We start from the raw sequence: 17,998 nt of genomic DNA, 5'->3' as shown, positions 1-17,998 counted from the left end.
GGAGAGTCGGTCAGCGCCAGGCCACCCCACCACCCCCAACACCCACACCCCCGCGGGGTGGAGCAGCCCGGTAGCTCGTCAGGCTCATAACCTGAAGGTCACAGGTTCAAATCCTGTCCCCGCATCCCATTTCGCCGAACCGGTGAACACACAAAGCCCGTCCGCACCCGCAGGCGGGCTTTCGGCGTTTCCAAGCCCCTCGCTCAGCGCCAGCTTCGCCGGGTCACGTCCGTCAATGTGGTGGAAACTGAGGTGTAGATCTGGATGGCCACGGCTCAGGCGACCTTGGGTGGAAGTTGCAGGGTCTCGTTGATGGGGGCGGGGTTCAGCAGATCGGCCAGCGCCTCGGTGCCTATGTAGCGGTGCTGGAGCTGCCACTCGTCGTTGGCCTCCAGCAGCACTGCGCCGATCAGCCGCACGATGGAGGCTTCGGAGGGGAATATGCCCACCACGTCGGCACGGCGCTTCACCTCCTTGTTCAGCCGCTCCAGCGTGTTCGTCGAGTGCAGCTTCGTGCGGTGCGCTGCGGGGAACTGCATGTAGGCCAGCACGTCGGCCTCGCTGTCATCCAACAGCTTGCCCAGCTTCGGCCAACGCGGGCGCAGCTGATCGGCGACATGCCGCCACGTGGCCGGGGCCGAGGCATGGTCGGGCTGCAGGAAGGCCTGGCGCAGCGCCGCGGCCGCCATGGAGCCCTGGGCCTTGGGCACATGGGCCAGGGCGTTGCGCATCCAATGCACCCGGCAGCGCTGCCAAGTGGCGCCCAGCACGCGCGCGATGGCGCCCTTCAACCCCTCGTGCGCATCGGAGACAACGACCTTCACGCCCCGCAGGCCCCGCTTCACCAGGCTTTTGAGGAACGCGGCCCAGAAGGTCTCGGCCTCCGACGGGCCGATGTGCAGGCCCACGATCTGCCGCCGCCCCTCGGCATCGCAGGCGACCGCAACTATGGCCGCCACCGAGACGACCCGCCCGCCTTCGCGCTGGCGCAGGTAGGTGGCGTCCAGCCAGAGATACGGCCAGTCGCCCGACAGCGGCCGGTCCAGGAAGGCCCCGACGCGCTCATCGATGTCCTTGCACAGCTTCGAGACGGTAGACTTCGAGATCCCCGACAGCCCCATGGCCTGGACCAGGTCGTCCACGCGCCGGGTGGAGACACCACCGATCCACGCCTCCTGGATCACCGCGACAAGCGCCTTCTCGGAGGTCTTGCGCGGCTCCAGGAACGGCGGGAAGTAGGAGCCCTGCCGCAGCTTAGGGATGCGCAGCTGCATCGGACCCAGTCGGGTGTCGAGCGTGCGGTCCCGGAACCCGTTGCGGTAGTTCAGCCGCTCGCCGGAGCGTTCGTATCGCCCGGCGCCGATCAGCCCCTCCACGTCGGCCTCCATCAGCATCTGCAACACGGCCTCCGCCACGGAGCGCAGGAAATCGCCGTCGCCTGCTTTCGCCAGCAGGTCGGCCAGTGGCAGTCTGTCCTCGGTCATCGGTTCCTCGCAGGTCAGGGGTGGGAGCGTCGCAACTCCACCCTAAACCGCCCGGGCCGATGGCCACTCAGAACCTACACCCCAGCATCCGCCGGAAAGTCCACCACCTCCGCGGACGCTACCCATCGCCGCCAAGGCGCCCTGAAGCTCAATGCGGTCGGCATGCACCTCCACGCGCTTGACCAAGGCGCGCAGCGCCTCCCGGACCTCTGTGCCGCCCTCGCGAGCCATGGCCTCGCGAAGCCGCGCCACGCGCTGACGGTAAAGATCCGGCAGCCGCGGATGCAGGGCAGCGGCCTGGGCCACTTGGCCAACACCCTGAAGCTCGGCCTCCAGCGCGGCCTTGCGGGCGACAAGGTCATCCAGCTTGCCCTGTAGACCCGGCGCCCGCAGCCCGTCGGCGATGGCGTCGATCAGGTGGATGTTCTCGCGGTTGCCGAACGCGACGACGTGACGTTGAAGGAGGCGGCAGCCCGCTTCCGTGACTCCTTCGCACGCATCAAGCGCAGCGGCCTCGGCGGTCAGCAGGCGGATTTACTGCGCGAAGCTGCGCTCGCGGTGCTGAAGGCCAAGCAATCCACCACGATCCAAGACGTGCGGGACGCCGTGAAGCGCGAGTACGACCGGCTGAGGCGGAAGCCCGACGAGATGCTCGCGACCTTGAACGAGCTAACCTCCTTCACGCTGTTCGAGCCGCGCATGTCGCCTGCCGAGTTCTTCGGGTCGAGCTGGATTATCAGCCTGCCCCCCGCGACTCCCGAGACGGTGCGGCGCTTAGTGGTCAATCTGACGCTGGACGCGCTCGACCGCCGGCTCAACTCGCTGCCTGAGGCGCCGATAGCCGCCGGCCACCGCTCCCTGCGACACCTTTGCATGATCGACGAGGCCCACCAGATCCTGGAGACGAAGCTACCTGCCCTCGGCAACCTGGTGCGGATGAGTCGATCGAAGGGGGCGTCGTCATGCTTGTATCGCAGTCGCCCAAAGACTTTGCGGGTGAGGACGACGACTTCCTCGACAACGTCGGTCTGACAGTCGCCTTCAACACTCAGGCGCAGGCGGGACCGACGAAGCGCATCTTCGGCCAGGCCCAGCCGCTCTGGTCGCTCGCGCCCGGAGAGGCGCTCTGCCGCGTGCGGTTGGAGGCGAAGACTCGCCGCGTACAGGCTTGGTCGACATAGATGACCTCGGTGCCGACAAAGTTCCTTCGCACCCGCGTAGCGGGGTGGTGCGCTGCGCACCTGTGAAGTTGCCCACTTTCGTGGGCGGTTTGCGGGAAGGGATCAGCTGTTCTCGGCCATGGCTCTGGCTTCGTATTCGATGGGTGAGAGATAGCCCAGGGCCGAGTGGCGCCTGTTCGGATTGTGGAAGCCCTCGATGACGGCGAACACCGCCAGCCGCGCCTCGGCCTGGGAGCGGAAGCTGCGGCGGTTCAACAGTTCGCACTCGAGGGTGGCGAAGAAGGCTTCCGCCATGGCGTTGTCATACCCATCGCCGACCGAGCCGGTGGAGGGGCGGACGCCCGCCTCCTTGCATCTCAAGCCGAAGGCCACCGACGTGTACTGGCTGCCCTGATCCAAGTGGTGCACCACGCTGGCAGGCTTCCTCGTTGTCACCGCCATACACGAGCGCGTCCAGCACGAGGCGCGTGCGCAGATCCGTCGCCATGGCCCAGCCGACGATCCGGCGCGACCAGACATCGAGGACGACGGCGAGGAACAGGAAGCCCGCCGCGGTCGGCACGTAGGTGATGTCGGCCACCCAGAGCCGGTTCGGGCCAGCAGCTCGGACGTTGCGGCCGACCAGATCGTTGGCGGGCCTGTGGCTCGGCTCCCGCTGCGTCGTTGTCGGGAAGCGGCGCCGGGAAACGCCGCGCAGCCCGGCCCCGCGCATCAGCCGCGCCACCCGCTTGCAAGCCACGTCCGTGCCCTCAGCCTGCGGTTCGGCGTGCACCCGCGGCGCGCCGTAGGTGCCGTGCGACACGGCGTGGATCGTGCGGATCCGGCGCAGCAGCGCCGCGTCAGTAGCGGCATGGGCCGAGGCCGGGCGGCTGCGCCATGCGTGGTAGCCGGAGGGCGAGACGCCCAGCACGCGGGCCATGGTGGCGATCGGGCATTCGGCCTGGTGCGCGCTCATGAATTCGAAGACCCGCTGGGGATCCTCTCCCTCGCGAACCAGGCCGCAGGTCGGGCGCGCGTCGGTGATGACTCGGATCTCGGCCAGGACGGCCTCGTCTTCGGCGCGTCGGTAGGGGCCATACGGCGGTCGCTCGGGCCGTCGGAGATGATCGACTAGGTTGGACCTGGCGACGCCGATCGTGTTGGCCACGGCCTTCACCGGGAACCTGCCGGTGGCGGCAACAGCAAGCGCAACGCGAGTTTTTTGGGCGGGCCTGTCCAAGTGCCTCGCGCAGGATCTCGGTTCCCATGGTCTTGCGGCCGAGGAGGCGTTCAAGCTCACAGACGCGGTTCTCAAGTTCCCACACGCGACTGATCGGCACGACCTCCTCGTCGGCCCTGACTGCCTCCTGCCCGCCTCGGCCATGCGCCACCTCCATTGGAACAGCAGGCTGGGTGAGACGCCGTGGAGCCGGCGACGACGGAGACCGTCATGCTAGGCTGCACCGTCTCCTCGAACAGCCGGACCTTCTCCCCGGCACTGTATCGCTTCCGGCGCTCCCGGCCGGTGATGATTTCGACGCGCTCAACGGGCTTCGACATAGGCGCACGCCTGGGCTTACGCCCAGGCCCTGACAGCAGCGCCGCCTGTCCGGTCGAATTTGGGGGGCGTTCCACCTGCAACGGCTCGACCTCGCCCAGGTCATGCCACGTTGCTGAAAACGCTCCACCCGCCTCGGAGGGCCAACAATGTCCGCTCCGGATGCCCCGCCTCGCTTCATACGGCAGGTCACCCCTCGCGCAGCATCTCCGCCCGCCGGAAGTACTCGGCGCCGGTTGCCCCCCAGTTCTCCCGCAGCGTGCGGCCGTGGGGGTTGAGGAGCTCCACGATGTTCCGCTTGCCGACGGCGATGCCCCTGATGAATGCCCCCTCCAGCATCGCCGTGGTCCTCGCGTCGAGATAATCCTCGGCGCCGGTCTTGGTGACCAAGTCGGCGAGAAGCGCCTTGGCGAAGGCCTTCGTCCGCGCCGCCGTCCGGATGGCGCCGTGGTTCCGCCAGTTGTTGGGGGTGGCATGCCCGTTGGGGTCGAAATTGTCGATGGTGATGGGCTGATAGCCCATGCTGAAGTCCCAATTCTTCAGGTTGGCGTCGGGGGCGTAGTTGGCGCCCAGGAAGATGCGGTCGTTGTTGTTCACCAGGATGTCGAAGACGGCGATCTTGCCCAGGAAGATGAAATTGGAGTCCGTGTAGAGCCGCCGAAAAATCTCGGTCTTGTTTTGCCGTTTCTCGGCATCCGTTCCCTGGTTCGCGTCCCGAAGCTGGTCCCGAAGGTTCTTCCGAACGGCCTTGAACTCATTCTTGCACAGGATGGCGCTTCGTGGCGTCGTGTTCGGATCCAGCAGCCGGATGAATTCGGGATAAGCCGGGTTCAACGCCTTCGGCTCGGTTGGGTCGGCCGGCGTGTACACCTCCGGCGGGCTCTTGACCTGGGCGCTGCACAGCGCCGCCACGTCCTCCGCCGTCGCCACGACCGACATCATGCCATCCTCGAACAGGTTCTCCGCCAGGAAGTTGGTGCATTCGTAGCGCTCCGGCTTGGGCGTCACCTCGAATTTCAGGACGGCCTGGCGTCCGTCCCGGTCCTTCACGATGAACACCTTGTGGTCAACCTGCTTCATGTCCGTGATGCGCCAGCTCGCGATGGGCTTGTCCACCGGCAGCAGAGTCTTGTCCTTGTTCCACAAGCCCCATTGGTAGAAATGCTTGCCCTCGCCCTGGCGCTGGCCCGCATCCACAAGCAGGAAGCACAGCCGCATGAAGGACGAAGGCCCGCCCAGGATGTCCAGCGCCGCCGGGCGCAGGCAGTACACGCGCAGCACGCCCCCCTTCAGCGGCCAAGTGGCATGGGGGTCTCCCGGGTCGCGGGGCATCCTGCACCCTTTTCGCACCGCCACTCGGGCGATGTCGGCCAGGACCTCGTGCAGGAGGGGGGCGAAGTTGCGTCCCTCGGCGCAGGCCGCGAGCCGGCTCGCCGCGCCGAGGCCGGCCGGCGCGACCGTCCCGTCATCCCCCCACTGGAAGTCCCATTGCCGCGCGAGGTGACACAGGTCGCTGAACTCCTGGAACTTTTCCCCCTCCCAACGGGTGATCGCGGCCTCCTTGTTCTTCGCCTTTCGGCGCCAGCCGCAGCTGCTGACGCCAGCCTCGCGTGCGCTCTCCACGTTCCATTCCATGCTCTGTTCTTCCCTGTCGTTCCCTGGTGGCCGATAGCCCTGATGCCGTTGCGGCCAGGGCGCGGCCCTGGCCTGCCGAGAGACGCGCTAGACGGCGTCCAGCTTGGCCCGCACGCGGGTGCCCATGGTCACGATCTGCGCCTGGAAGAGCGCGGCCCTTTCGGTCCACGACCGTTCCGTGCCGGCGTTGACCACCGAACGGAACGCCGTCGCCGCCTCCCATTGGCGCGACCGCGCGGCCAGTTCAGTCAGCGCCGGATGCAGCGCCGCCCAGAAGGCGGCGAAGCCCAGCGGCTGCTTCTCAACGTCCTTGTCCGCCTTGAAGAGGATGGGGTTGAGCCGCGACAGGAAGTCCAGCTTGTCGTCATCCAGCCCGCCGACCCCGTCGAGGGCCTGGAAGGCCGCCTCAAGCTCCGCGCTGTCCATCGTCCAGCGTTCGCGCGAACCGCCGATCTCCCCCGCCAGTTCCTCCAACGCCCCGGTGCGCTCCGACACCTCCTCGTCCAGGGCGCCGAAGGTCAACGCGATGGCCGTCATCGCGTCCTTGGCGCGGACGTAGTTTCCCTCGCACGTCTCCATGACGAGTTCGAGGTAGCCGCGAAGCGCCTTGCGGGCCGCCTTGTCGGGCTGCGCCTTCGCCGCCTCGATCGCCTCCTCGAACAGCCGGGTGAACAGGACAGGGTTGAGCGGCTTCGGGAAGGGGCTGAACGCCGCCTTCTCCACCGCCCATGCCGGGATCTCGTCGTCGGCCGGGATCTGGATGCCGGGGGGAAGCGTGAAGTTGGGGTCCAGCTTCAGGCTGTGCCAGCTCGTCTCGCAGGCTTCCATCAGGGCGGTCATGCGCGCCTGCAACGCCTTGAGCTGGCTGGGCGGGATCGGGAAGATGGTGGCCTGTCCCTGCGCGTAGCCGACCGCGTTGGAGATCATCCGCGCTTTCAGGTACACTTGGTTCAGGAGGTCCCGCTTGCGCGTGTACTCCTCCCGCTCGATGTCCAGCTCGCCGGATTGCCGGTACCTGGGCGAGTAGGGTTCGAGGATCGCGTAAAGCGGCACGCCCTGCTGCGGCGCCTGCCTCACCAGGTTGTCGGCCGCGTCCAGCAATCCCTGCATGGTCAGCTTCACCGCCTCCTGGCTCACCGGCTCCACCGGTTGCAGGCCAGAGGGGATGTGATCAAAGGGCTGGTCATAGATGGGCGCCGTCCCGCCGCCTCGCGGCGCTGGCGGCCCGCCGCCCGCTGGCCGCCGCGGTTCGGCGTCCTCGGCCGCGACGACGAATTCATCCTCATCCTCGCCGTCGTCGTCATCCTCGTAGCGGATGGGGATGCGGTTCGCGGCGAGGATCGGGTTGCGCGGCGCCGACGACGTCCCGCCCGGCGTGCTGCCCGAGGGCCTGGGCTCCGGCGCCGAGGGGACGCCGGCCGGGATCGGCACCACCGTCGCCGGCGTGCCGCCCATCCCCGCGTAGATCACGTTGATCTCGCAATGGACGTCGCTGCGCGCCTCCCATTTCTCCCAGTTGGAGGAGAAGCGCCCCTTGGCTGACAGGATGCCGTCGCTGTACTTGCCGCCGATCTCGGCCCTGATGTCGGCGAAGGCCTGCTCGGACCTCGCCCTCACCTCGGCGAGGCCGATGAGGTAGCCGCCGGTGACCCAGCCGCTGACGAAGTAATCCCCGAAGCCCGTGCGGAACCTGTCGTCGTCGTACCGGGTCGCCTGGAAGTCCGGATGGAGCTTGAAGCCGTCGATGCGGACCTCCGTGCTCTGCACGAAGCACGTCACCAGGAAGTACAGGTTGTAGGAGTCGACCCGCGTCTCCTTCATGAACTTGCCGATGCTGTTGGCGGAGAAGGCGTCGTAGCCGACGTCGAGTTCCGTCCCGAATTGCAGCACCTCGCGCAGCTTCTGGATGGTCTCCACCTGCTGGACGCGCTTCTGCACGTACATGCCCTTCGCCTCGTCGCGCACCACAAAGCCGCGCAGGGAGCGGCGATCAGCCGCGGCAGAGGGGAGCACCGTGCGCGTCACCGTGTCGTAGCCGCTGCCGGAATCCATGCCCGACTGCCAGGGGATCAGCAGCATCCCGCCCTGTCCGCGCGCCCGCAGGGGGGTGTTGCCGTGCGGCATGCCCGGCTGCAGCGGGTTGGCTGCGCCGCTCATGGCTGCTTGCCTGCGTGGATGATGGTGGTTCCGGTGACGTAGGCCCCGCTGATGAAGACGTCGCAATCGTGGATCAGGGCCTTGTAGGCGCGCAGCACGCCGAGCTTCTTGGTGATCTTGACCGGTGCCTCCCAGGGGTGCGCGCCGGCCAGGCCGTCCAGCCCGATGGTCGCGCCCAGGATGGACTTCAGGTCGGTGGCGATCATCGCCCAGAGCCCGGCGATCTCCTCCAGGGCCTTGGCCGCGCCCCCCATCGTCTCGATCATCCGCCCGAACATCGTGTCCATCGTCGAGAAGAAGATCCGCACCGCGTTGAACCGCTGCACGCGCGCCAGCCGCCCCTGGAACTCATCCACCTGCTGCTTGAACGCCGCCGCCTGCGACGCCATCACGCTCATCGCGATCAGGCACGCGATGGCGCCCAGCGGCGGGAAGACCATCATGCCGAGCGGCGAGGTCCCGGCCGAGACGACGGCGCCCGACGTCAGCCCCGCCCACTTGGCGTTGAATTCCTCGACCTCCTTCTGCAGCCCCTTGATGAGCCCATCCACCTCGCCCGGCTGCAGGCCGTGCTCCTTTTCCCACACCTGCATCGTTGCGTCCTCGGCGGCCAGCCAGTCCTTGTACTTGGCCTGAATGTCCACCGTTTCCTCCCGGTCGGCGACGATGTCCGCCTGGTAGGCCAGGATCTGCGCGCGCTTGGCGTTCGCGTGCTCGTGGTTGCGCTCCGCCGCCTCCTTCAAGTCGCCGATCATTTCCTCGAAGACGGCCCTGACCTCCGCACGTTCCGCGGGGGTCAGCTTCGCCCAGGCGGCCGGCGCGAGCTTCTCTTTGCTCTGCTCCGCGATCTGCTCGATCGTTATCATCGCCAATGACGCGTATTCCTTGATCGGGCGCGCCACGTCGAGCATGTCGTCCAGCAGGGGCTTCCAGCGGAAGGCGTTCGTCTTGGTGCGCTCCATCAGCTGCGCCACGGACAGGATCGGCACGCCATGCCGGTTCACCGTCACCATCTTCTCCTGGTCGGGTGGCGCGGCCGGCGCGTTGATCCCGCTGACGGTGTAGGCGTAGGAGTGCATGGCGCCCACCCAGCCAAGGTTGACGAAGTTCTTCGTCCCTTCCCTGATCGCTTCGGCGGATGTCGTCCCGGTGTCGGTTGGCATGTCCATCGTGCTCGTCCTCCCTTGGTGACCGGGGCCGGCGGCGGATGCCGGCCCCTTCGGCGTCAGGCCGTCGTGAAACCGTGCGGCTCCGCGGCGGCGATGTAGGCGGCGGCCCGTTCCGCCATGCGGCGGATGCTGGCAAGCTGGATGCGCGCGTCCACGCGCGAATGCGTCCACTTGTGCCGGGCCTGCGCCCCGCCATCGCCCATCGGCGCCGCCGCGATGGCGAGGTCCTGGCCGATGTTCAGCCAAGTCCCGCGCTGGAGCTGCGCGAGGCGCGTGAGCGCGGCGATGTCCGCCGCCAGCGGCTCGAAGGCCGCGGCCAGTTCCTGCACGGCCTCCCTCGGGCGCAGCGCCGCGTCCTTGCCCTCCCAGTGCTCCCTCGCCCGGCGCATGTTCGGGTCGCCGGGGTTGAGCCGCGCGAGCATCTCGATTTCACGCAGGGTCGAGAACACCTCCCGCCGCTCCGCCGCCAGCGCCCGCGGATCGGGCACGACGGCTCTTGCGCGCTGCACCAGCGCCGCCGCCTCGCCCTCCAGCTGCGCCATGGCGTGCGCGTGGTCGCGCGCGGCGTCGAGGTACAGCCGCTCGTGGCGCAGCATCAGCTGGACGATCCCACGGGCCTGGGCGAACAGGTCGGAAAGATGCGCCAGCGTCGGGGGATCGGCATCGAACCCCGGCTCCTCCGTGCGGGCGATCGCGGTCTCGAGGAGGGGCACGAGATCCTTCGCGTGCAGGAGGAGGATCGCGGCCCGTCCCTGCTCGTCCTGCAGCGCCTGGATCGCCGGGAGCGCTCGCCCCCTGAACGCGTCCATCGCAGCCCGGAGCTCGGCGGCGTTCATGGCCTGGTGCCCCCGAACAAGGTCTCGATGGCCGACATCGCCCGGTTGAGCAGCCGGTGCATCAACCCGGCCGAGTAGCCGCCCAGCAGGGCCAGCGCCGGCTGCCCAAGGTCGAGCGACGTGATGGAGCCGGCGCCCCCGCCGCCTCCAGCCGAGGACGTGGCGTCGAGCCAGGAGTAGAGCAGCTGGGAAAGCAGCACGCCCGAGATCACCCCCATCACCCAGCGGGTCCAGTAGGTGGCCTGGTACTTCGGGTCGTAGTTCCCGGCCGCGATGTAGCCGTTCAGCTTCTGCAGGATCGAGAAGCAGCTGCCGAGCGAGGCGGAGGACAGCAGGAACAGCTCGACCTTCAGCAGCGCGAGACCTTCGGAATGCAGGAAGGACTTGGCCATGTTCTCCGCGTTCACGTCGGACGCCAGGCTGACGAGGAGCGTGACCACGAGCGAGACCGCGCTCAGGACGAGGAACTGACGCGCCAGCGGCACCGCCCCGATCGCGCTGAGCCGCGGGTGGCGCCGCCTCTCATGCGCGAACAGCAGGATGGCGGCGGGCGTCGCCGGCGCGACGATGGCAGCGAGGATCTGGCTGATCTCCGCCAGCTCCTCGACCTGAGCGCCTGCCGCTTCCAGGCCGGGAAGGCCGGGACCGTGCTCCGCCACCGCGAGGCAGGTGTCGAGCCGGCTGAAAATGGCCGCCGGGACCGGCAGGCCCATGGCCATGGCGTGCTGCAGCATCGCCTCGCAGTGCTGCAGGAGCTGCGCCTGCAGCCTCAGCCTCGACAGGCTCACGGGGGCAGGGTGGTTCGCCTCGCGCAGGACCGGCGCCGCCTGAGGGGGGCTGGCGAAAGCCTGGGCGGCGGCGAGTTCCGCGCTCATCCGCCGCCGGTCGCCGCGGAGGACAATGTGGGACTCCGGACCGGGGACCGATCGGGCGCGTCGGCGTCGGCGGGGAGTCGCCGCAGCAGCTCGACCAGCAGCCCGTCGTGGCCGCCGCCCTCTCCGAGCAAGTTGGCCGAACGGAAGGCGGCGATGGCGCGCCTCGTCTGCTCGCCCACCCGCCCGTCCACCCGGCCGGGCGCGAAGCCCTGGTAGGACAGCAGCAGCTGGATCGCCCGGACCGTCAGGTCGGGCGGCGGGTTCGCCGCGAAATGGGCCGCCTGCTGCCCGAGCTTCGCGTCGTAGCGGTTGATCCCGAAGTTCGGGCCGTTGTACCCGCGCGCGAAAGCGGCCCAGGACCCCTGCCGCAGGTGCTTGTCGAGGCCCCTGGAGCGGATGAAGCGAGCCATGCCGACGAGTTGCGCGTTCTCGCTCCGGCGGAACTGCTCGGCCATGGCTTGCGCATCGGCATGGCCTGCCAGCGCGGCATTGCAGCCCATGAGCTGCCCCAGTCCCCAGGACGCGCTCTCGATCGCGGCCCTGATGTCCAGGCGCATGGCCGCTGCCAGGCGCCCGTGCTGATGGACGCCGGGAACCCCGTAGCCACCCGGCGGCCCGCTCAGCTCCGGGTGCGAGGCATCGAAGCGCCCCGCGGTGCGGCGGCGGAACTCATGCCGCTCGAACAGGATGACGGGCCGGCGATCGGGCAGGAATCCGCATCCCGCGGTCTCGACCGTCACGATCGCCCAGAGGACCGCGGCGCGCACGCCCAGGAGGTCGGCGGCCTCGGCGACGCCCCGGGAGTCCAGGGGCTGCCCGTGGCTGGGGAAGCGCGTCAAGCCCGCCTCCGATCCACCGCGCCGTGCCTGCCGGCGACCGGCCGCACGCGTGGTCCGTGCCTGAAGGCGTGTTCCATGCGCCACCCCCGATGCAGAAGAATGCCAAGTATTTGAGAAGAGCAACCGCTGCACTCTTCCTGGCCATATTTGGTACGGCACCTCTCGAGGGAAATTGAAGACGAATGATCTGGGGTGGGGCAGAGTTCTGCCGGATTTGTCCATGGGCTGCCGGATCCGTCCATGGCGGGGCCGGTGGTGGCGGCTTTCCGCCCCCGCCGGCTTGGCAGCGCCGACCTTGTACCTTCACCGATGGGCAACATACCCTGGTCGGACCCCGCCAATCCGCCGCGACTTTGGAGGATGCCTTGATCCCAGTTCCCGCGCCGACGGATCCCGGCGGTTCCCTCGGCCTGTTCACCATCACCCGCTGCAGCGACCCCGCCGAACTCGATTGCCGATCGCGGATGAGCGACCGTCTTCCCGGCCAGAGCCGTGAGTACCGCTACACTTTGCAGGACCGCTCCATCCTCGGCGCGCGCTTCGCCAGCCCCATCGTCAGCGTCGCGATACGCACCGCGGGGGCGTTCGTGATCAGCTATGGCGAGAGCCGTTTCGCGACCGAGGTCGGCTTCGTCGGGGAGGAGAGCGATGTCTTCGGCTTCAGTTTCCCGTCCCGCGGCGTGATGACCCTGGTGAGGCAGGGCGAGCCGCAGACGGCAGATGCGGGCAAGGGGCTGGTCTATCGCCTCGGGGCCGCACGATACCTCGTCACGGGCGACGACAGCGCGCGCACCAACGTCTTCATCAAGGCCGCGGAGGTCGAGCGGGCGCTGGAGGAAGCGCTGGACCATCGGCTCCGCACGCCGCTGAGCTTCGATCCGGTGTACGACACGAACTCGGGCCTTGCCGCCAGCCTGACCTCGCAGCTCGACCTCCTGTTCCGGGAGGCGAAGCGGGCGGACGGCCTGGCATCCAACCCGGTGGCCTTGGCCTCCATGACCGATCTGCTCGTCACGCTCATGCTGCGGGGGGCGCCGAACAATTACTCCGGCATTCTGTCGGCCGGGTCGGGCGCCGCGGTTCCGGCCTACGTGTTCCGCGCGGAAGAGTACATGCGGGCGAACTGCGCCGCGCCGATCCGCGTGTCGGATATCGCCGGCGCCGCGGGCTGCAGCGTCCGCACGCTCAACGCAACCTTCCTGCGATTCCGCGGGCAGGTGCCATTGGCGGCGTTGTGCGCCATCCGGCTGAAACAGGTGCACGCCGAACTCGGCAGCGCACGGGAGGGTACGACCATCGCGGCCATCGCGCGGCGCTACGGCTTCACCAACGCGAGCCGCTTTAACGCCGCATTCCGGCGGCGGTTCGGAGAAGCGCCCCGCGACGTCGTGCGGCGCGAACTCCGACGGCAAGCCTCCTCCTGACATCACCCTGGCGCCGGTCCGACGGACGCCGGCTTCCGCCAGGCCCGCCCCCGCGCGCCCCGCCCCCTGCCCACTTCCACTCGCCGCCTCGCCAACAAGGTCATCCGCGGCGCGCCGCCCGGCAGCGCCGCGGGGTTGATCACCGCGATCCCCGCCGCCCGCAGCACCGGCGCCCAAACTGTGGCCACGGCCTCGCCGCCCCAGGCCCGCGCCACGCGCTGGGCATAGCCGGCGCCGCGCTCCGGCGTGGCGGAGTGGCAGTGCCGGCGGCCACCATCAGTCCTCGTGCCGCTCGCGCAGGGAAAGCAGTGGAGCGCGCGGCGCAGGCGACGTTGGCGCGCGGCTCGAGGGCGTCCTCCGGGGTGGGGAAGGCGTGGGGGTGGTGGCGCAGGTTCACCTGCATGCACCCCACATCCACCGAGCGCTGGCCCGCGGCCAGGGTGGCGCGCAGCATCGCCTCCGCCGCCGCGCGGGTCGGCGCCAGGGCGCGCTGGCCGGTGACGCTGAGCGCCTAGGGCCAGGGCGCCAAGCGCTGCGGCGCCGGACCCCAGCGCCCGCTTTCCACCGCGCAGATGGCAATCAGCAAGCAGGGCGGCAGCCGGTCCCTCGATCGGCGTCTTGGCCAGCGCGAGATAGACCTCGTGCAGCGTGATGGTCAGGCTGCGGTTGGCGCCGATGGTAAGGGCGCCAGACAGAGCCTGCTGATCTGACCGAGGCACAGGAGGGCTGCAGCGAGGGTGGCGAAGGCCAGATGGCTGTCTGCGCGTGGGTCGCAGCGAAGGACGAGGCGGCGGAAGCGAGCCATCCACGCGAAGCTTCGCTCGACGACCCAGCGATGGCGCGCAAGGCGCTTGCCGCCGTCAACGGCGGGGCGCGCGATGCGCGGGGTGATGCCGCGTTGGCGCAAGGCCTTCCGCACGGGGCGCCTGGCATATCCCCTGTCGGCGTGCAGCTTCGTCAGGCGCCGGCGAGGCCTGCCGCGCCTGCCCCCACAGACCGGCGGTACGGCATCCGACGTGGCCTCCACCATGTGCCTGTCATGCCGGTTGGCGCCGCTGATGGTCAGGCCGAGCGGTGTGCCCTCGGCGTCCGTGGCCATGTGGCGCTTGGTGCCCGGCCTGCCGCGGTCCGTCGGGTCCGGGCCGGTCTCCGCGCCCCCCTTCTTGCCGGAACAGCGGTGCTGTCCAGCACGGCGTGGTCTTGGCGGAGGCGGCCCGCCGCCTGCCAGTCCCGCAGCCGCCGCCAACAGGTCATGCCCGACCCACACCCCATCTCGGAAGGCAGGTGCTCCCAGGGCGTCCCGGTCCTCGGCACGAACAGCACGCCCGTCAGCGCCGCCCGATCCGGCACGCGCGGGCGGCCACCCTTCGGCTTGGGCTTCTCGGGTGGAAGCAGGGGGCGCCAATGCAGCCCAGAGATCGTCAGAGACGAGGGGCTTCGCCATCCCGCCGCAACGCCACGGAATGGGTTCACTAGGCGCTCAAAGCTGATCTGCCTGCCCGGGCTGCTGCCGCCGCGCCGAGCGCCGCCCTTGCGCGCCGGGCCGCGACGGGCCATAACAAGGCCTCGCACACAACCCGCATCCATGAGGGGGTGGCCTTCCGGGGCCGCCTTTTTTGCATTGTCCCCCGAACGCCCGCGCCTCGAAGGCCTTGACGCCCGCATCGCCGACCTGGTCGCGCCCACCATCGAGCACCTGGGCTACGAGCTGGTGCGCGTGCAGGTCAGCGGCAAGGAACGCCCCACCGTGCAGGTGATGGCCGACCGCGCCGACGGCGCCGCCTTCACCGTGGAGGATTGCGAGGCCATCAGCCACGCCATCGGCGCCGTGCTGGACGTGGCCGACCCCATCAAGGCGGAATGGATGCTGGAGGTGTCCAGCCCCGGCATCGACCGCCCGCTGACCCGCACCAAGGATTTCGAGCGCTTCGCCGGCCACCTGGCGACGGTGGAGCTGGTCCTGCCGCTCGACGGGCGCAAGCGCTTCCGCGGCACGGTGCTGGGGGCGGACGCCACCCACGCCCGGCTGCGCCTGGACGAGGGCGGGGAGGTGGCGCTGCCGCGCGACTCCATCCGCCGCGCGCGGCTGGTGCTGACCGACGCGCTCATCGCATTCACCTCCCAGACCTCCGAAGGGAAGAACTGACATGGCCCTCGAGATTTCGCCGCCCCGCCCCGAGTTCCTCCAGGTCGCGGAGGCCGTGGCGCGTGAGAAGATGATCGAGAAGGAGGAGGTGCTGGAGGCGATGGAGCTGGCCATGGGCAAGGCCGGCCGCCAGACCTACGGCATCAACAAGGACATCCGCGCCACCATCGATCGCCGCACCGGCGCCGTCGCCCTCTCGCGCTGGACGCTGGTGGTGCCCGACGACGCCGTGGAGGACGAGGAGACGCAGATCCCGCTCAGCATCGCGCGGAAGATCGACCCGACGAAGCAGGCGGGCGAGCACTTCGTGGACCCGCTGCCGCCGATCGACTTCGGCCGCATCGGCGCGCAGACCGCCAAGCAGGTGATCGTGCAGCGCGTGCGCGAGGTGGAGCGCAAGAAGCAGTTCGACGAGTTCAAGGACCGCGTCGGCGAGATCATCAACGGCACCGTCAAGCGCACCGAGTACGGCAACCTGATGGTGGAGCTGGGCGGGCGCGCCGAGGCGCTGCTGCGCCGCGACGAGACCATCCCGCGCGAGGCCTTCAAGAACGGCGACCGCGTGCGCGCCTACATCTACGACGTGCGCGAGGAGCCGCGCGGCCCGCAGATCTTCCTCTCCCGCACCCATCCCGGCTTCCTGGCCAAGCTGTTCGCGCAGGAGGTGCCGGAGATCTACGAGGGCATCATCGAGATCAAGGCGGTGGCGCGCGACCCCGGCTCGCGCGCCAAGATGGCCGTCATCTCGCGCGACAGCTCCATCGACCCCGTCGGCGCCTGCGTCGGCATGCGCGGCTCGCGCGTGCAGGCGGTGGTGGCGGAGCTCCAGGGTGAGAAGATCGACATCATCCCCTGGAGCCAGGACATCGCCACCTTCATCGTCAACGCCATGGCGCCGGCCGAGGTGAGCAAGGTGGTGCTGGACGACGAGGGCAAGCGCGTCGAGGTGGTGGTGCCGGACGAGCAGCTCTCGCTCGCCATCGGCCGCCGCGGGCAGAACGTGCGCCTCGCCTCGCAGCTCACGCGCTACGACATCGACATCCTCACCGAGGCCGGCGAGTCCGAGCGCCGGCAGGAGGATTTCCGCAAGCGCTCCGCCCTGTTCGTCGAGGGGCTGGACGTGGACGACATGATCGCCTCCCTGCTGGTGACGGAGGGCTACGGCTCCATCGAGGACATCGTGGAGGTGGAGGACGACGAGCTGGCCTCCATCGAGGGCTTCGACGAGAACATCGCCGCCGAGCTGAAGCGCCGCGCCATGGCCTTCCTGGAGCGCAAGGAGGCGGAGGCCGACGAGGAGCGCATCGCCATCGGCGTCTCCGACGACCTGGTGGAGCTGGGCTCCTTCTCGGCCGCCATGCTGGTGACGCTGGGCAAGGCCGGGGTGAAGTCCATGGACGACCTGGCCGACCTGGCGAGCGACGAGCTGGTGGAGATCCTGGGCGAGGAGGCGATGGACGAGGAGACGGCCAACGCCATCATCATGGCCGCCCGCGCCCGCTGGTTCGAGGAGGATGCCGAGGGTGAGCAACCCGCGGAGGGATGACCCGGACGCCGAGCGGGGGCCGCTGCGCCGCTGCATCGCCACCCGCGAGGCCCTGCCGAAGGAGGCGATGCTGCGCTTCGCCCTCGGCCCCGGCCGCGTCGTGGTGCCCGACCCGGCTGGACGTTTGCCGGGGCGGGGACTATGGTTGGCCGCGCAGGACGAGGCATTGCGCAAGGCGCTGAAGACCGGGGCCTTCGCCAAGGCGGCGCGGGGCGCGGTCCAGCTTCCGGACGATCTTCCCGAGATGATCCTCCGGCTGCTGCGCGCCCGCATCCGGGAGTTCCTCGGCTTCGCCCGTCGCGGCGGGGAGGCGGTGGCGGGCCGGGAGGCGGTGCTGGATTGGCTGCGGACGCGGCCGGTGGCGCTGCTCATGCAGGCATCGGATGGCAGCCCGGCGGAGCGCGAGCGCCTGTTGGGAAACCGGGAGGTCCCGGTCTATATGCCCCTCACCGGCGCGGAACTGGGTGGGATTTTCGGCCGGGAACGGGCGGTGCACGTGGCGGTGCTCCCCGGGCGGCTGGCGGGTTCATTGCAGGCGGAAGCGGCGCGATTGGCCGGCTTCCTGCCGGCGTAGAGGATTTGGTTCGGAACGGCGGATGAGCGACCAGAACGATCAGGATGCGGGCAAGAGCCGGCTGAGCCTCCGACCGGCGGGCCGGCTGGAGCTGAACAAGACGGTGGACGCGGGCAGCGTGCGCCAGTCCTTCAGCCATGGCCGCTCCAAGGTGGTGCAGGTGGAGGTGGTGAAGAAGCGCGCCCCGGGTGCGGCCCCCGCGGCCCCGGCCGGCGGCGCGGCGCGCCCGCCTTCCGGCGCCCCGCGCGCCACCCCGCCCGGCGGCAAGGCCCAGCCGCCGCGCCCGGCCGGCCCCGGCGGCCGCCCGCTGACCGCGGCTGAGCTGGCCACCCGCCAGCGCGTGCTGGAGGAGCAGCGCCGCCTGGAAGCCCAGCGCGAGCGCGAGGCGCGCGAGCAGCAGGCGCTGATGGTGCGCTCCGCCGCCGAGGAGGCCGCGCGCCGCGCCGAGGAGGAGCAGCGCGAGCGCGAGGAAGCGGAGGACCGCGCCCGCGAGGAGGAGCGCGCCCGCCGCCAGGCCGAGGCCGAATCCGCCCGCGCCGCCCAGGCCGCCCGCCCGGCCGAGGAGCCCGCGCCCGCCCCGGCGCCCGCGCGCCCC

Annotated in this window: 14 protein-coding genes, 1 tRNA gene and 2 pseudogenes; 8 read left to right on the top strand and 9 right to left on the bottom strand. The window is 69.7% G+C overall.

Annotation, left to right across the window (positions count from 1 at the left end; genetic code table 11):
* Nucleotides 1–51 precede the first annotated feature (51 nt).
* Nucleotides 52–125 (top strand) — tRNA-Met (locus ACI6QG_RS18885).
* A 150-nt stretch (nt 126–275) separates the two neighbouring features.
* On the opposite strand, the gene ACI6QG_RS18880 is transcribed toward ACI6QG_RS18885, so the two are convergent.
* A complete protein-coding gene (locus ACI6QG_RS18880; protein ID WP_407026141.1) occupies nt 276–1,484 on the bottom strand; it encodes an IS256 family transposase in 1,209 nt (402 codons plus the stop codon).
* A 162-nt stretch (nt 1,485–1,646) separates the two neighbouring features.
* On the opposite strand from ACI6QG_RS18880, the gene ACI6QG_RS18875 reads away from it, so the two are divergent.
* Both ACI6QG_RS18875 and ACI6QG_RS18870 read left to right on the top strand, forming a co-directional pair.
* Nucleotides 1,647–1,862 (top strand): hypothetical protein, encoded by a 216-nt coding sequence (locus ACI6QG_RS18875; protein ID WP_407026140.1) that lies wholly within the window; start codon nt 1,647–1,649, stop codon nt 1,860–1,862.
* Nucleotides 1,863–1,901: 39 nt separating this feature from the next.
* Nucleotides 1,902–2,516, top strand: a complete 615-nt coding sequence (locus tag ACI6QG_RS18870) for an ATP-binding protein (RefSeq protein ID WP_407026139.1) — start codon at nt 1,902–1,904, stop codon at nt 2,514–2,516.
* A 251-nt stretch (nt 2,517–2,767) separates the two neighbouring features.
* On the opposite strand, the pseudogene ACI6QG_RS18865 reads toward ACI6QG_RS18870, so the two are convergent.
* The 7 genes and pseudogenes from ACI6QG_RS18865 to ACI6QG_RS18835 all read right to left on the bottom strand — a co-directional run.
* A pseudogene (locus ACI6QG_RS18865) lies at nt 2,768–3,728 on the bottom strand (IS3 family transposase); the annotation flags it as partial.
* Between the two features lie 663 nt (nt 3,729–4,391).
* Nucleotides 4,392–5,837, bottom strand: coding sequence for a protein kinase family protein (locus ACI6QG_RS18860; protein WP_407026138.1), 1,446 nt, complete (start codon nt 5,835–5,837; stop codon nt 4,392–4,394).
* Between the two features lie 87 nt (nt 5,838–5,924).
* Nucleotides 5,925–7,994, bottom strand: a complete 2,070-nt coding sequence (locus ACI6QG_RS18855) for a hypothetical protein (RefSeq protein WP_407026137.1) — start codon at nt 7,992–7,994, stop codon at nt 5,925–5,927.
* On the bottom strand, nt 7,991–9,163 hold the full coding sequence (locus ACI6QG_RS18850) for a hypothetical protein (protein WP_407026136.1): 1,173 nt from the start codon (nt 9,161–9,163) through the stop codon (nt 7,991–7,993). The genes ACI6QG_RS18855 and ACI6QG_RS18850 overlap by 4 nt, the downstream gene beginning before the upstream one ends.
* A 56-nt stretch (nt 9,164–9,219) precedes the next feature.
* Entirely contained in the window at nt 9,220–9,999 is a 780-nt protein-coding gene (locus ACI6QG_RS18845) for a hypothetical protein (RefSeq protein ID WP_407026135.1), read from the bottom strand.
* Nucleotides 9,996–10,874 (bottom strand): hypothetical protein, encoded by an 879-nt coding sequence (locus ACI6QG_RS18840; protein ID WP_407026134.1) that lies wholly within the window; start codon nt 10,872–10,874, stop codon nt 9,996–9,998. Before ACI6QG_RS18840 ends, ACI6QG_RS18845 begins: the two co-directional genes overlap by 4 nt.
* A complete protein-coding gene (locus ACI6QG_RS18835) occupies nt 10,871–11,713 on the bottom strand; it encodes an N-acetylmuramidase family protein (RefSeq protein WP_407026133.1) in 843 nt (280 codons plus the stop codon). The genes ACI6QG_RS18840 and ACI6QG_RS18835 overlap by 4 nt, the downstream gene beginning before the upstream one ends.
* Before the next feature lie 365 nt (nt 11,714–12,078).
* On the opposite strand from ACI6QG_RS18835, the gene ACI6QG_RS18830 reads away from it, so the two are divergent.
* Nucleotides 12,079–13,137 carry an AraC family transcriptional regulator gene (locus ACI6QG_RS18830; protein ID WP_407026132.1) on the top strand — a complete coding sequence of 353 codons (1,059 nt, stop codon included), beginning with the start codon at nt 12,079–12,081 and terminating at the stop codon, nt 13,135–13,137.
* Nucleotides 13,138–13,792: 655 nt separating this feature from the next.
* On the opposite strand, the pseudogene ACI6QG_RS18825 reads toward ACI6QG_RS18830, so the two are convergent.
* Nucleotides 13,793–14,581, bottom strand: a pseudogene (locus tag ACI6QG_RS18825) (IS5 family transposase).
* Between the two features lie 141 nt (nt 14,582–14,722).
* Here ACI6QG_RS18825 and rimP point away from each other — a divergent pair.
* The 4 genes from rimP to ACI6QG_RS18805 form a co-directional block, all read left to right on the top strand.
* Nucleotides 14,723–15,283, top strand: a complete 561-nt coding sequence (rimP, locus tag ACI6QG_RS18820; RefSeq protein WP_407026131.1) for a ribosome maturation factor RimP — start codon at nt 14,723–14,725, stop codon at nt 15,281–15,283.
* Between the two features lies 1 nt (nt 15,284).
* Nucleotides 15,285–16,829 carry a transcription termination factor NusA gene (nusA, locus tag ACI6QG_RS18815; RefSeq protein WP_407026130.1) on the top strand — a complete coding sequence of 515 codons (1,545 nt, stop codon included), beginning with the start codon at nt 15,285–15,287 and terminating at the stop codon, nt 16,827–16,829.
* Complete coding sequence (locus ACI6QG_RS18810; protein WP_407026129.1) at nt 16,798–17,403, top strand: DUF448 domain-containing protein; 606 nt, start codon at nt 16,798–16,800, stop codon at nt 17,401–17,403. Before nusA ends, ACI6QG_RS18810 begins: the two co-directional genes overlap by 32 nt.
* A 22-nt stretch (nt 17,404–17,425) precedes the next feature.
* Nucleotides 17,426–17,998, top strand: a 573-nt coding sequence (locus tag ACI6QG_RS18805) for a translation initiation factor IF-2 associated domain-containing protein (RefSeq protein WP_407026128.1), incomplete at its 3' end; no start/stop codon positions are given.

The organism is Sabulicella flocculans (assembly GCF_045449635.1).
Lineage (GTDB): Bacteria > Pseudomonadota > Alphaproteobacteria > Acetobacterales > Acetobacteraceae > Roseococcus.
The sequence above is the reverse complement of the archived record's forward strand: the minus strand, read 5'-3'. Positions and strand labels throughout refer to the sequence as shown.

Excerpts from the sequence above, each read along its gene's own strand:
- ACI6QG_RS18880 (WP_407026141.1), bottom strand. The coding sequence starts at position 1,484 with ATGACCGAGGACAGACTGCCACTGGCCGACCTGCTGGCGAAAGCAGGC.
- ACI6QG_RS18875 (WP_407026140.1), top strand. The coding sequence starts at position 1,647 with ATGCACCTCCACGCGCTTGACCAAGGCGCGCAGCGCCTCCCGGACCTC.
- ACI6QG_RS18860 (WP_407026138.1), bottom strand. The coding sequence starts at position 5,837 with ATGGAATGGAACGTGGAGAGCGCACGCGAGGCTGGCGTCAGCAGCTGC.
- ACI6QG_RS18855 (WP_407026137.1), bottom strand. The coding sequence starts at position 7,994 with ATGAGCGGCGCAGCCAACCCGCTGCAGCCGGGCATGCCGCACGGCAAC.
- ACI6QG_RS18850 (WP_407026136.1), bottom strand. The coding sequence starts at position 9,163 with ATGGACATGCCAACCGACACCGGGACGACATCCGCCGAAGCGATCAGG.
- ACI6QG_RS18845 (WP_407026135.1), bottom strand. The coding sequence starts at position 9,999 with ATGAACGCCGCCGAGCTCCGGGCTGCGATGGACGCGTTCAGGGGGCGA.
- ACI6QG_RS18840 (WP_407026134.1), bottom strand. The coding sequence starts at position 10,874 with ATGAGCGCGGAACTCGCCGCCGCCCAGGCTTTCGCCAGCCCCCCTCAG.
- rimP (WP_407026131.1), top strand. The coding sequence starts at position 14,723 with ATGAGGGGGTGGCCTTCCGGGGCCGCCTTTTTTGCATTGTCCCCCGAA.
- nusA (WP_407026130.1), top strand. The coding sequence starts at position 15,285 with ATGGCCCTCGAGATTTCGCCGCCCCGCCCCGAGTTCCTCCAGGTCGCG.
- ACI6QG_RS18810 (WP_407026129.1), top strand. The coding sequence starts at position 16,798 with ATGCCGAGGGTGAGCAACCCGCGGAGGGATGACCCGGACGCCGAGCGG.